A 12,425-nucleotide genomic window follows, 5' to 3' on the forward strand; every position below is an offset into this window, starting at 1 on the left:
CGGCCACCCCCAAGCCGCGCGGGGCCCAACCCCCCCCCAAAAAAAACCCCCCCCCCCCCCCCCCCCCCCGCTTTCCCCCCCCCCAGCCGGGGGGGGCTGCCGGAAGACTGGGACGATAAAACCCAGGCGCTGATTGAAAACCTGCAGTCCAACCCGGCGAAAATCGCCACCCGTAAGGCGTCGCAAAATACTCTGAACGCCATCGGCCCTATCCTGCCCGAACTGCTCGGCGGCTCGGCGGACCTGGCGCCCAGTAACCTGACCATCTGGTCCGGCTCGAAATCGCTCAAAGAGGACATTGCCGGGAACTACATCCACTACGGCGTGCGCGAGTTCGGGATGACCGCCATCGCCAACGGCATCGCCCACCACGGCGGCTTCGTGCCCTACACCGCCACCTTCCTGATGTTCGTCGAGTATGCCCGTAACGCGGCGCGCATGGCGGCGCTGATGAAGGCCCGGCAGATCATGGTCTACACCCATGACTCCATCGGTCTGGGGGAAGACGGCCCGACGCACCAGGCGGTGGAACAGCTGGCGAGCCTGCGCTTAACGCCAAACTTCAGCACCTGGCGTCCGTGCGATCAGGTCGAAGCGGCGGTGGGCTGGAAGCTGGCGGTGGAACGCCACAATGGCCCGACGGCGCTGATTCTGTCACGCCAGAACCTGGCGCAGATTGAGCGCACCCCGGAGCAGGTGAAAAACATCGCCCGCGGCGGCTACATCCTGAAGGACAGCGGCGGCAAGCCGGACGTGATCCTGATTGCGACCGGGTCCGAGGTGGAAATCACGGTGAAAGCGGCGGAGAAACTGACCGCCGAAGGCCACGCGGTGCGCGTGGTGTCCCTGCCCTCAACGGATATTTTTGACGCCCAGGACGAGGCGTACCGCGAATCGGTCCTGCCGTCCAGCGTCGCGGCGCGCGTGGCGGTGGAAGCCGGTATCGCCGACTACTGGTACAAATATGTGGGTCTGAAAGGGGCGATTGTGGGCATGCGGGGCTACGGTGAGTCCGCCCCGGCCGACAAGCTGTTCCCGTACTTCGGCTTTACCGTTGAGAACGTGGTTGAGAAGGCGCTGAGCGTGCTGTAGTGCGGCCTGCGTGCCCGGTGGCGCTGCGCTTACCGGGCCTACAAGGTCCGAAACGTAGGCCGGGTAAGGCGCAGCCGCCACCCGGCAAAAAGCTACCGCGTGATCCAAAGCGTAGGCCAGGCATCTGGCCCGTTCCAGCTGTCGCAGCTCGGCTCCTCGGCATAACGCACCAGGCGGAAGCGCTGGCCATCAAAACGCCAGCGCGTCTGGATCCCGCAATCGCCGATACCACGCCCCAGCGCGAGCGTGGTCAGCTCGCGCGTCTTTTCATCGAAGCTGGCATTCATCAACTCCATTTCGCTCTCGCCGCTTGACGGCGTAAACGGCAGCCGCAGCCTGACGCTGCGCGCGGTGAACGGTTTTTTACGGGATACCAGCCACGCCAGATCGACCGTGTTATAGGCCCCGGCCTCGCAGCTTACGATCAGCAGCGCCTTGTCATCGGTTAACGCGGTGACGCGTACCTCCCGACGGTTAGGATCCAGCGAGCACTGGCTGCTGTTCATCCGCCCGGTACCGTAGTCCAGCAGGTCGTTCAGTTCGGCGTGGGAAAGCGGCGTTGGGGTAGGGTTTACGACCGCCACCTTTTTCAGGGCGGGTGCAGGCGGAACGCTTAACGGCGGATCGTCCCCTTTCCTGATCCACGCGGTTTCGCTGCCAACGCGCTTTTGCTGGGCATCAATAAACAGCAGCGCGGCCTTAAGCCCGCTCAGTGAAATCACCTGTTTGCCGCCGCGCAGGGTCAGGGCCTTCCCTTCCTGAATATTTTTCAAAAAGGCGGTGATGGTGGCCGCATCGTCCGTTTTCAGATGCCAGGGCGTGAGCTGCCAGCGCTGTTTGTCCAACTTCAGAGGAACGTTATCCAGCAGCAGCCGGGGGGCAATCTCCGGCTCTTTGACCGAGGGCGTATCAAGACCGCCGAGATCGATACGCAGCGTGGCATCCGTTTTCGCCCCGGCGCTGCGGGTGAGCGTCATAACCAGACCTCGGTGCTCGCCGGTGTTGCGGGCAAGGCAAAAGTTCTGGTTATTGCAGGTCACCTGCCAGTCAGAGAAGGCTTGTTGGGCCGGTGCAGCCCGCACCTGAGGCGCGAGGAACACCCAAAGCAGGGAAAATAAAAAGACGCTGTAGCGCATGAATGACACAATCCCGGAACGAAAACGCATAACTGGGCAGTATCTTCGTGTTCCCGCCGGGGTTGCTCAATCGGATTTATCAGATATACCCGAAAAACAGGCTATATCCGTTCGAAAGTGGCATCCATCAGCCCGGTCGTCTGTAAATACTGCAGTAATATCACCGCTTTACCATCCCTGATTTCGCCTGAACGCACCATCTCCAGCGCGCGGACAAAAGGCAGCTCCAGCACTTCGATATCTTCATCCTCTACGCCACCGCCACGGTGGGTGCGCTGCGCGTCGCTGTATTCCGCAATGAAGAAATGCACAATTTCCGTCACGCCGCCCGGAGACATAAACAGCTCGAAGACCTTTTTGACCTCGCCCACTTCGAACCCGGTTTCTTCCACGGCCTCTTTGCGGATGCAGACTTCCGGCTCATCGTCATCGAGCAGGCCCGCGCAGGTTTCAATCAGACGTCCGTCAGGATTGCCGTTAACCCATGTCGCCACCCTGAACTGGCGGATCAGCACCACGCTCTGCTTTTCACGGTTATAGAGCAGAATCGTTGCCCCGTTACCGCGATCGTAGACCTCGCGCCTGTGGCGGATCACTTCACCGTTATTACGCGTAAGATCGTAGGTGATGTTACGCAGGACAAAGTAGTTTTCAGAAAGAATTTTGTCTTTGATAACGTCAATTTTCAGGGTCATACGGGCTCCACAACACAATGAGTCGCTCTATACTACGCCGTGAATCCCGCTTTGTCGCCCGCCGGTTTAATGATGTTTCGCTGCGTTAACCCCAGCCAGTCGAGTATTCCTTGCGCCGCATGACGCCCTTCCGCCATCGCGGTCACCACCAGATCCGCCCCGCGTACCGCATCGCCCCCGGCGAAGATTTTAGGGTTGGTCGTCTGGTAACGGTAGCGGCTCTCGACCGAAGCAACGATCCGCCCCCGGTCATCCGTTTCGACACCCTGCGCCTGCAGCCACGGCAACGCGTGCGGGTTAAAACCAAACGCCATGATGACCGCATCCGCCGCCATCACAAACTCGCTCCCCGCGACGGGAACGGGCCGACGTCGCCCCTGCGCATCCGGCTCGCCGAGCTCGGTGCGCAGCATCCGGATACCGTTGGCCTTTCCGTTCGGATCCCGCGTCACCTCAACCGGCTGGACGTTAAATTCAAACGCCGCGCCCTCTTCTCTGGCGTTCTTCACCTCTTTCTTCGAGCCCGGCATGTTGGCCTCGTCCCGACGATAGGCGCAGGTCACCTTCGCCGCCCCGTGGCGTAACGCGGTGCGAACGCAGTCCATCGCGGTATCGCCCCCGCCGAGGACCACCACGTTTAAGCCACGGGTGTCGATGAACGGTTCGCTGGCCGTCTCCTCCAGCCCCATCACATGCCGCGTGCTGCCGACCAGGAAAGGCAGCGCGTCATAGACCCCGGGCGCGTCTTCATATGGGATACCCGCCTTCATCGAGCGGTAGGTTCCCACGCCGATGAACAGGGCATCGTAATCGTGCGTTATCTGCGACATCGACACGTCCTGGCCCACCTCGCAGTTCAGCTCGAAGCGGATCCCCATCCCGGTAAATATCTCCCTGCGCCGCGCGAGCAGCGATTTATCCAGCTTGAATGCCGGGATGCCAAAGGTCAGCAATCCGCCAATTTCCGGATGCCGGTCATAGACCGTCACGCTCACGCCGCTGCGCACCAGCACGTCGGCGCACGCCAGCCCGGCCGGCCCCGCGCCGACGATCGCGACGCGTTTCTCTGTCGGCGTAACGGCGGACATATCCGGCCGCCAGCCCGTCGCCAGGGCCCGATCGGCGATATAGCGCTCGATGTTGCCGATGGTCACAGATCCCGCCACATCACGTATTGTGCAGGCGCCCTCGCATAATCGGTCCTGCGGACAGACGCGGCCGGTAATTTCAGGTAAACAGTTGGTCTGGTGTGAAAGCGCAACCGCGCCGGTGATATCCCCCGCGTTGAGGCGCGCAATCCACTGCGGGATGTGGTTGTGCAGCGGGCAGGTCCATTCGCAGATGCTGTGTTCTCCGCATTTCAGGCAGCGCGACGCCTCGCGGGCGGCCTGCTCGTCCCGGAACGGCAGGTAGATTTCGTTAAAATGGCCCACGCGCTCTGCGGCAGGGCGTTTGTCGGGCTCGCCGCGTGGCGGCGTCGCCTGCATCTGCTGCCGCTTGCTGCGGGGCGCGTCTTCTCTGACGGCCTCCGCATGCCAGGGTTGCGCCTCCCGGCTGGCCGCGCGCTGTCGGCGCGATTTGGCCAGATTATCAAGGGCAGCGGGCGTCGCCAGTGAGAGGACATCTGCCGGGCAATTTTCAATACAGGCCGGCCCCTGTGGCCGCGTCAGACAGAGATCGCATTTATTCGCCGAGGCCTTCACGCCGCCGTTGTCGAGCGGGGTGACGATAATCTCCAGCGTGCCGAACGGGCAGGCCACCGCGCAGGCCTTACAGCCAATGCATTTTTGTTGATTCACCTGTACGCTGTCATCGCATTTGCTGATGGCGCCGTTCGGGCAGCTTTGCGCGCAGGGGGCATTTTCGCAGTGGTGACAGGTGACGGGGCTGCGCTTCTCGCCGGCACTCAGGACCGTGATACGGGGGTGAAAATGGCGCTCGCTCAGGACGTGCTGCCCGTCGTTGTGCGCCATTACGCAGGCCACTTCGCAGGCGCGACACCCAATGCACTGCTGGCTATTAGCCATAATAAAACGATTCATAACCACACCTGTTTTTGGTTCAATAACCTTTTTCTTTATAAGAGTATGGTATTTACGCATCACTGCGCGATCGGGCAATGTTCTACTGCCCGGAACGCCCAATTATTTCCAGTGAACCTGTGGCAGATCAATTTTATTCAGAGAGCCGTTCTGTGACCGTTAAACGCCCCGTTTCCGGAAGCCTTGCCTGGGCTTTCTTTTCGATTATTGCCTTATCCGTGCTGACCAGCACCGTCGCGCTGCTGACGCTTGCCAGCAGCCAGCGTGACGCTGAAGCCATTAATATCGCGGGTTCGCTGCGTATGCAGAGCTATCGTCTGGGCTACGAGATGCAGCGCAACAGTCCTTCCCTTGTCGCGCATCGCGAGAGCTGGCAACAGACGCTCGGCGCGCCTGCCCTGCAGAAGCTGGACCGCTGGTACGTCCCGGACAATGTTAAGGCGCGCTACCAGCAGCTGCACGTGGCCTGGCAGGAGATGGATACGCGCATCGCCCGCGGCGACAGCGCGTGGTATGACGATCACATTGAAGATTTTGTCAGCCGCATCGACGCCTTTGTGCTCGCCCTGCAGCACTACACCGAACATAAAATTCAGACGGTGACCCTCCTCTCTCTGGCGGGCGCGCTCGGGATCCTGCTGCTGACGCTGTTTACCCTGCGACGCATCCGTCGTCAGGTGGTGCTCCCGCTGAATAACCTGGTAGCGGCCAGCGAGCGCATTGAGCGAGGAGATTTTGCCACCCCTGCGCCGGATAGCGCCCTGCCGAACGAGCTGGGCCAGCTTTCGCGCGCCTTCAACCACATGTCCGCCGAGCTGGCGACGCTTTACCGTTCGCTCGAAGCCTCGGTCGCGGAAAAGACGCGCCATTTGCATGAGGCCCACCAGCAGCTCGACATGCTGTTCAAATGCTCTCAGGCGCTGAATACCGGCCAGATAGACAGCCACTGCTTCCGGCATATCCTGCAGATTGTCCATGACTATACGCAGATGAGTTATCTGGAATTGCGCACCAGCGACGACTGGCGAGTGTGTGAAGGTACTGCGTCGAACGACATCCCGCTGCAAAACCTGCCGGTACTGATGCAGGACACGCTCTACGGCGAGCTGCGCTGGCAAAGCGAGGCAGACAGCGTCCCCCTCCCGCTGATGCGAAGCGTGGCGACCATGCTCGGGCGCGGGCTGTACTTTAACCAGGCGCAAAAGCATTACCAGCAGCTGCTCTTAATGGAAGAGCGCGCCACCATCGCCCGCGAGCTGCACGATTCGCTGGCGCAGGTGCTGTCGTATTTGCGCATCCAGCTTGCCCTGCTCAAGCGTGCCGTGCCGGAGGAAAATAGTCCGGCGCAGACCATCATCGCCGACTTCTCCCGCGAGCTGAACAATGCCTGGCAGCAGCTGCGCGAGCTGCTCACCACCTTCCGCCTGACGCTAAACCACGCGAACCTACCCGCAGCGCTGCAGGAGTCCCTCGACGTGCTGCAGAGCCAGACGCAGGCTAAGCTTCATCTCGACTGCCGCCTCTCCTCCCTGGCGCTCGATGCGCAAAAGCAGGTGCATTTGCTGCAGATCGTACGTGAGGGCGTGTTGAACGCCATTAAGCACGCGCAGGCCAGTGAGATCACCGTCAGCTGCGTCACCGCAGCGGACGGTACGCACAGCGTCAGCATTCGCGACAACGGCATCGGGATTGGCGAGGCCAGCGAACCGCCGGGCCACTACGGGCTCAATATTATGCGCGAACGCGCGCAACGCCTTGGAGGAATGCTGTACTTTTCGCAGCCGCAAAACGGCGGCACCCTGGTCAGCGTGACGTTCCCGGTGCCTGCACCGTTAACGGGTAAATAACGGTAAAGGGGCACGCGCAGGGAAAAGCGCATGATAATTTACATTATCTCCTTTATTTCTCCACGTTTGACCTGGGCCTTAACGCTAAAGTTAGGCGGGCAATAAACAATAATGACGTGCAGCAAAACGAGGTCACTTTTACATGGCGAATTTCTTCATCGATCGCCCCATTTTTGCCTGGGTGCTTGCCATCCTGTTGTGTCTGACAGGCGTCCTGGCCATTACTTCACTTCCCGTTGAGCAATACCCCGACCTGGCCCCGCCGAACGTGCGCGTCACCGCAAACTATCCCGGCGCGTCTGCGCAGACGCTGGAAAATACCGTGACGCAGGTTATCGAGCAGAACATGACGGGTCTGGATAATCTGATGTACATGTCCTCGCAAAGCAGCGCCACGGGACAGGCGACGGTTACCCTGAGCTTTAAGGCAGGCACCGACCCGGACGAAGCGGTGCAGCAGGTGCAAAACCAGCTGCAGTCGGCCATGCGCAAACTTCCTCAGGCGGTGCAGAACCAGGGCGTTACCGTGCGTAAAACCGGTGATACCAACATACTGACCATCGCGTTTGTCTCGACGGATGGCTCGATGGATAAACAGGACATTGCGGACTACGTCGCCAGTAATATTCAGGATCCCATCAGCCGCATTAACGGCGTCGGGGATATCGACGCCTACGGCTCACAATACTCCATGCGCATCTGGCTCGATCCGAACAAGCTGAACAGTTATCAGATGACGGCAACCGACGTGACGGATGCCATCAAAGCTCAGAACGCGCAGATTGCCGTAGGGCAACTGGGGGGTACGCCGTCCGTTGATAAGCAAGCCCTGAACGCCACCATTAATTCGCAATCCCTGCTCCAGACGCCGGACCAGTTTCGCAATATCACCCTGCGCGTCAATCAGGATGGATCGGAAGTGCGCCTGGGCGATGTGGCAACGGTGGAAATGGGCGCGGAGAAATATGACTACCTGAGCCGCTTTAACGGCAATCCGGCCTCCGGTCTGGGGATTAAGCTGGCCTCCGGCGCAAACGAAATGGCGACGTCGAAGCTGGTGCTGGACCGTCTGGATGAACTGTCGCAGTATTTCCCGCACGGGCTGGAGTACAAAGTCGCCTATGAAACCACCTCCTTCGTTAAGGCCTCGATTGAGGACGTGGTGAAAACCCTGCTGGAAGCGATCGCCCTGGTGTTCCTGGTCATGTACCTGTTCCTGCAAAACTTCCGCGCGACGCTTATCCCCACCATTGCCGTCCCGGTGGTGCTGCTGGGGACCTTTGCGGTGCTTTACGCGTTCGGGTACAGCATTAACACTCTGACAATGTTTGCCATGGTGCTGGCGATTGGCCTGCTGGTGGATGATGCCATCGTGGTGGTCGAAAACGTCGAGCGCATCATGAGCGAAGAAGGGCTCTCACCGCGCCAGGCGACGCGCAAATCCATGGGGCAAATTCAGGGAGCGCTGGTCGGGATTGCGATGGTGCTGTCGGCCGTCTTTATCCCGATGGCCTTCTTTGGCGGCACCACCGGGGCGATTTACCGCCAGTTCTCAATCACCATCGTCTCGGCGATGGTGCTCTCCGTGCTGGTGGCGCTGATCCTCACCCCCGCGCTGTGCGCCACCCTTCTGAAGCCGCTGCACAAAGGGGAGCAGCACGGGCAGAAAGGGTTCTTCGGCTGGTTTAACCGGATGTTTAACCGCAACGCCGCGCGCTATGAATCTGCCGTTGGCCGCGTACTGCACCGCAGCCTGCGCTGGATGATGATTTACGTTGTGCTGCTGGGCGGAATGGTCTGGCTGTTTATGCACCTGCCCACCTCGTTCCTGCCGATGGAAGACCGGGGGATGTTCACCACCTCGGTGCAGCTCCCGAGCGGCGCTACGCAGCAGCAGACGCTGAAAGTGGTTCAGAAAGTGGAGCAGTATTTCTTCACTCAAGAGAAAGATAACGTTGTGTCGGTCTTCTCCACCGTCGGCTCCGGCCCGGGCGGAAACGGGCAGAACGTCGCCCGGATGTTCGTCCGCCTGAAGGACTGGGACGAGCGCGATACCCGCACGGGCACCTCGTTCGCCATCATTGAACGCGCGACGAAAGCCTTTGCGCGCATTAAAGAAGCGCGCGTCTTCGCCAGCAGCCCGCCAGCGATAAGCGGGCTGGGCAGTTCCGCCGGGTTCGATATGGAGCTGCAGGATCACGCCGGCGCGGGCCACTCGGCGCTGATGGCGGCGCGCGACAAGCTGCTGGAGCTGGCAGGAAAAGATTCAGGCCTGACCCGCGTTCGCCATAACGGCCTTGACGACAGCCCGCAGCTGCAGGTGGATATCGATCAGCGCAAGGCGCAGGCGCTGGGCGTCTCGATTAACGATATCAACGACACCCTGCAAACGGCGTGGGGTTCAAGCTATGTGAATGACTTTATGGATCGCGGCCGCGTGAAAAAAGTGTACGTCCAGTCCGCCGCGCCGTACCGCATGCTGCCGGATGATATAAACCGCTGGTTTGTCAGGAATAACGCTGGCGGCATGGTGCCGTTCTCCGCGTTTGCCACCTCGCGCTGGGAGAGCGGTTCACCGCGCCTGGAGCGCTATAACGGCTACTCTGCGGTTGAAATCGTCGGGGAGGCCGCGCCGGGCGTCAGTACCGGTACCGCCATGGACACCATGGAAAAGCTGGTGCAGCAGCTGCCCGCCGGCTTTGGCCTGGAGTGGACGGCCATGTCTTACCAGGAGCGCCTCTCCGGGGCGCAGGCCCCCGCGCTTTACGCACTCTCTCTGCTGGTGGTCTTCCTCTGTCTTGCCGCACTGTATGAAAGCTGGTCGGTCCCGTTCTCGGTCATGCTGGTGGTGCCGCTTGGAGTTATCGGCGCGCTGCTGGCGACCTGGATGCGCGGCCTGGAGAACGATGTTTACTTCCAGGTGGGTCTGCTCACCGTGATTGGACTATCGGCGAAGAACGCCATTCTGATCGTTGAGTTTGCCAACGAGATGAATGCCAAAGGCCACGAGCTGATGGCCGCCACGCTGCACGCCTGCCGTCAGCGCTTACGTCCGATCCTGATGACGTCGCTGGCGTTTGTGTTTGGCGTACTGCCGATGGCAACCAGCACCGGCGCAGGCTCCAGCAGCCAGCATGCCGTCGGTACGGGCGTCATGGGCGGCATGATTTCGGCAACCATCCTGGCCATTTACTTCGTGCCGCTGTTCTTTGTGCTGGTGCGTCGCCGCTTCCCGCTAAAGGAACGGGCAGAGTAAGTCGCTGAAATAAAAAAAGGCGGCTTAATCGGCCGCCTTTTTACTGTGTGATTAAGTCACACTATGGTTATTTTACTTATTTTAGTGCTCTTGCAATTCTTACTGAATGTCATTTACGAAGCATGCCTTCGATAAAATCTTTCCAGTTCCCCAGTTCACGTTCAATCATAACAACCTCTCTTATTATTATGCGCATTCTACAAAAACGGACCATCGTTGTGAAGACTATTTAACCAATTGCTGTGATTGTACCCCACGTCCTGCGGGGATTTATGATAAATATGAACGGAGTGACCTCAATTTTTTGTGACGGCCAGCAATATTCTGAAATAACCCTACGGATGGGTGAGTTTTATTTTACCTGCTGAGTTTATTCGAAATTTAAACCAGTTGGACATCTATGCTTAAATGATGAAAGAATATTCAGCTTACAGTTGTGAGTCGAATTAAGAAGACCCGTTAATCCAGACAATTCCTGAATGTGTTATATTCCACTTAAGGATATATCTTCGAATTTACTGAACATTTAATTATCAGAACATCAAAAGGATTCATCATGGTTGTGATGTACGGCATTAAAAATTGCGACACCATCAAAAAAGCCCGCCGCTGGCTGGAGGCCAACGGCGTGGAGCACCGCTTCCACGATTACCGTGCCGATGGGCTTGATGCAGAATTTTTGCATAGCGCTATCCGCGAGCTGGGCTGGGAAGCGCTGCTGAACACCCGCGGCACCACCTGGCGTAAACTGGACGAATCCCTGTGCGCCAGCATCAAAGATGCCGACAGCGCGGCCAAACTGATGCTCGACATGCCGGCAATTATCAAACGCCCATTGCTCTGCGCGCCAGGGCAGCCTATGCTGCTGGGTTTCAGTGAAACCCTTTATTCCGACTTTTTTCGTTGAGGTGTAGTTTATGTCATGCCCGGTCATTGAGCTGACTCAGCAGCTTATTCGCCGTCCTTCCCTTAGCCCGGACGACGCAGGTTGTCAGGCGCTTATGATTGAACGCCTGCGTGCCATCGGCTTTACCGTTGAACGCATGGATTTTGGCGATACCCAGAACTTCTGGGCGTGGCGCGGTCAGGGCGAAACGCTGGCCTTTGCCGGGCATACCGACGTCGTTCCCGCCGGTGACGCGGATCGCTGGATTAACCCGCCGTTTGAGCCGACCATCCGCGATGGCATGCTGTTTGGCCGCGGCGCGGCAGACATGAAAGGCTCTCTGGCGGCGATGGTCGTGGCGGCAGAGCGCTTCGTGGCGCAGCATCCGAACCACAAAAACCGTCTCGCGTTTTTAATCACCTCCGACGAAGAAGCCAGCGCGCACAACGGTACCGTGAAGGTCGTTGAAGCGCTGATGGCGCGCAGCGAGCGTCTGGACTACTGCCTGGTCGGCGAGCCGTCCAGTACCGAGGTGGTGGGCGACGTCGTGAAAAACGGTCGCCGTGGCTCACTGACCTGTAACCTCACCATTCACGGCGTTCAGGGGCACGTTGCTTATCCGCATCTGGCCGATAACCCGGTCCATCGCGCCGCGCCGATGCTGAGCGAGCTGGTGGCGATTGAGTGGGATAAGGGCAACGAGTTCTTCCCGCCGACCAGCATGCAGATTGCAAACGTCAAGGCCGGAACCGGCAGCAACAACGTGATCCCGGGGGACTTCTTCGTCCAGTTCAACTTCCGCTTCAGCACCGAACTGACAGATGAAATGATTAAAGCCCGCGTGATCGCTCTGCTGGATAAATATGAGCTGCGCTACAGCCTGGACTGGTGGCTGTCCGGCCAGCCGTTCCTGACGCAGCGCGGCAAACTGGTGGATGCGGTGGTGAACGCCATCGAGCACTATAATGAAATTAAGCCACAGCTGCTGACGACGGGTGGCACCTCAGACGGACGCTTTATCGCTCGTATGGGGGCTCAGGTTGTCGAACTGGGGCCAGTCAACGCAACCATTCATAAAATCAATGAGTGTGTCAATGCGGCAGATTTGCAACTGCTGGCCCGTATGTATCAACGTATTATGGAGCAACTCGTCGCCTGACGAACGCTCTGAGAGGAATAGCGAATGGATTGGCTTTCAAAGTACTGGTGGGTTCTGGTGCTGGTTTTTCTGGTCGGCGTACTGCTTAACGTGATTAAAGATCTTAAGCGCGTTGACCATAAAAAGTTTCTCGCCAACAAACCGGATCTTCCCCCGCACCGTGATTTCAACGACAAGTGGGACGATGACGACGACTGGCCGAAGAAGGACCAGAAGAAGTAATTGTACTCCCCCCTCACCCTAACCCTCTCCCCAAAGGGGAGAGGGACATGACTCCCCTCGCCCCTGTGGGGAGAGGGGCTGGGGGTGAGG

General features: G+C 59.1%; 10 protein-coding genes. 6 read left to right on the forward strand and 4 right to left on the reverse strand.

From position 1 onward, the window contains the following. Positions 1-1,092 (forward strand): transketolase-like TK C-terminal-containing protein (locus L6R44_RS18055; protein WP_272930135.1); only part of this gene is annotated, 1,092 nt, incomplete at its 5' end. 92 nt (positions 1,093-1,184) lie between these two features. On the opposite strand, the gene L6R44_RS18060 is transcribed toward L6R44_RS18055, so the two are convergent. From L6R44_RS18060 to aegA, 3 genes are all read right to left on the reverse strand, one after another. Next, a complete protein-coding gene (locus L6R44_RS18060) occupies positions 1,185-2,228 on the reverse strand; it encodes a DUF1176 domain-containing protein (protein ID WP_237424998.1) in 1,044 nt (347 codons plus the stop codon). A 101-nt stretch (positions 2,229-2,329) separates the two neighbouring features. Then, positions 2,330-2,923 carry a GDP-mannose pyrophosphatase NudK gene (nudK, locus tag L6R44_RS18065; RefSeq protein ID WP_237424993.1) on the reverse strand — a complete coding sequence of 198 codons (594 nt, stop codon included), beginning with the start codon at positions 2,921-2,923 and terminating at the stop codon, positions 2,330-2,332. A 32-nt stretch (positions 2,924-2,955) separates the two neighbouring features. Further along, on the reverse strand, positions 2,956-4,965 hold the full coding sequence (aegA, locus tag L6R44_RS18070) for a formate-dependent uric acid utilization protein AegA (protein WP_272930136.1): 2,010 nt from the start codon (positions 4,963-4,965) through the stop codon (positions 2,956-2,958). Positions 4,966-5,117: 152 nt separating this feature from the next. Here aegA and narQ point away from each other — a divergent pair, with 152 nt between their 5' ends. Continuing rightward, entirely contained in the window at positions 5,118-6,812 is a 1,695-nt protein-coding gene (gene narQ, locus L6R44_RS18075) for a nitrate/nitrite two-component system sensor histidine kinase NarQ (RefSeq protein ID WP_237424994.1), read from the forward strand. A 142-nt stretch (positions 6,813-6,954) separates the two neighbouring features. Then, the gene (acrD, locus tag L6R44_RS18080) at positions 6,955-10,068 is read left to right on the forward strand and encodes a multidrug efflux RND transporter permease AcrD (protein ID WP_237424995.1); all 3,114 of its coding nucleotides are present in this window, start codon (positions 6,955-6,957) and stop codon (positions 10,066-10,068) included. A 109-nt stretch (positions 10,069-10,177) separates the two neighbouring features. Here acrD and ypfM read toward each other — a convergent pair whose 3' ends face one another. Beyond that, positions 10,178-10,237 carry a protein YpfM gene (gene ypfM / locus L6R44_RS18085; protein ID WP_015572204.1) on the reverse strand — a complete coding sequence of 20 codons (60 nt, stop codon included), beginning with the start codon at positions 10,235-10,237 and terminating at the stop codon, positions 10,178-10,180. A 387-nt stretch (positions 10,238-10,624) separates the two neighbouring features. Between ypfM and L6R44_RS18090 the strand changes: the two genes are divergently transcribed. From L6R44_RS18090 to L6R44_RS18100, 3 genes are read left to right on the forward strand one after another with little or no spacing between them, the layout of a single operon-like run. Next, complete coding sequence (locus L6R44_RS18090; protein ID WP_237424996.1) at positions 10,625-10,975, forward strand: ArsC family reductase; 351 nt, start codon at positions 10,625-10,627, stop codon at positions 10,973-10,975. 10 nt (positions 10,976-10,985) lie between these two features. Further along, complete coding sequence (dapE, locus tag L6R44_RS18095; RefSeq protein ID WP_237424997.1) at positions 10,986-12,113, forward strand: succinyl-diaminopimelate desuccinylase; 1,128 nt, start codon at positions 10,986-10,988, stop codon at positions 12,111-12,113. Between the two features lie 24 nt (positions 12,114-12,137). Next, positions 12,138-12,335 (forward strand): YpfN family protein, encoded by a 198-nt coding sequence (locus tag L6R44_RS18100; RefSeq protein WP_008501627.1) that lies wholly within the window; start codon positions 12,138-12,140, stop codon positions 12,333-12,335. Positions 12,336-12,425: the final 90 nt, after the last annotated feature.

Source organism: Enterobacter cloacae complex sp. ECC445 (genome assembly GCF_021892025.1).
Taxonomy (GTDB): domain Bacteria; phylum Pseudomonadota; class Gammaproteobacteria; order Enterobacterales; family Enterobacteriaceae; genus Enterobacter; species Enterobacter chengduensis.

Bases quoted from the DNA above. Each gene is read 5' to 3' on its own strand.
- L6R44_RS18060 (WP_237424998.1), bottom strand. From the start codon at position 2,228: ATGCGCTACAGCGTCTTTTTATTTTCCCTGCTTTGGGTGTTCCTCGCG.
- nudK (WP_237424993.1), bottom strand. From the start codon at position 2,923: ATGACCCTGAAAATTGACGTTATCAAAGACAAAATTCTTTCTGAAAAC.
- aegA (WP_272930136.1), bottom strand. From the start codon at position 4,965: ATGAATCGTTTTATTATGGCTAATAGCCAGCAGTGCATTGGGTGTCGC.
- acrD (WP_237424995.1), top strand. From the start codon at position 6,955: ATGGCGAATTTCTTCATCGATCGCCCCATTTTTGCCTGGGTGCTTGCC.
- L6R44_RS18090 (WP_237424996.1), top strand. From the start codon at position 10,625: ATGGTTGTGATGTACGGCATTAAAAATTGCGACACCATCAAAAAAGCC.
- dapE (WP_237424997.1), top strand. From the start codon at position 10,986: ATGTCATGCCCGGTCATTGAGCTGACTCAGCAGCTTATTCGCCGTCCT.
- L6R44_RS18100 (WP_008501627.1), top strand. From the start codon at position 12,138: ATGGATTGGCTTTCAAAGTACTGGTGGGTTCTGGTGCTGGTTTTTCTG.